The sequence below is a fragment of the Escherichia sp. TW14182 genome, from assembly GCF_000208525.1.
Classification (GTDB): domain Bacteria; phylum Pseudomonadota; class Gammaproteobacteria; order Enterobacterales; family Enterobacteriaceae; genus Escherichia; species Escherichia ruysiae.
The window spans coordinates 1-679 of sequence record NZ_AEJZ01000424.1; the positions used below are offsets into that span (position 1 = coordinate 1).

Below are 679 nucleotides of genomic sequence, written 5' to 3' on the forward strand. Positions count from 1 at the left end.
ATTAGTTATTTCTTATCAAGACTAATATTTTCTCTTCGTTCAAGGTTAAATTTGTCTGCATATTCTTCAATAAGCGAATTAACTTCTTTATATACAATGTATTCGTGACGTTCGCGGTTGAATTTTTTAAAATAAATATCAAGAGGAGTTAACTGTCTGTTTATTTTTTATATTTTCACTGATGCCGTCTGTATTCTTTAGTGTTACCGTTTTTACGGGCAAACTTCTCCTTCTGCTTTTTCACGCCGGGATCGTTGCCTGTGCTCAATACCGAGCGGGCGTCCTCACGCATCTTGCGGGTAATTGCCAGAGAAACAGCAGGATAAGCGCCAAACGCCAGCTTTTTCTCTTTACCGCCAAAACGGTACTTGAGGTGCCAGAGTTTAGAGCCGTTGGGTTTAATCAGCAGGTACAGACCCTGCGTATCGCTGAGTTTCCAAGGTTTATCAAGCGGCTTTGCATTACGGATGGCGGTATCGCTGAGAGACATAGTGGGGGCTCCATAGTTTATCGAACCGATGGGTCCCCAATTAAGCCCTAAAAAACTATGGATGTAAAAAAATCTGGTAGCACCTGCTGGTGCTCCAGATTCTTTGTTACTAACTGATTTTTAACGTTTCAGGACTCATAGAGACGCCATGAAACTAAATAGTGGTGCCCGGACTCGGAATCGAACCAA

The 679-nt window shown here is 42.3% G+C and carries 1 pseudogene; it reads right to left on the reverse strand.

The features are described 5' to 3' along the window. Nucleotides 1-193: 193 nt before the first annotated feature. A pseudogene (locus EQY_RS0122765) lies at nt 194-490 on the reverse strand (Arm DNA-binding domain-containing protein); the annotation flags it as partial. Nucleotides 491-679 lie beyond the last annotated feature (189 nt).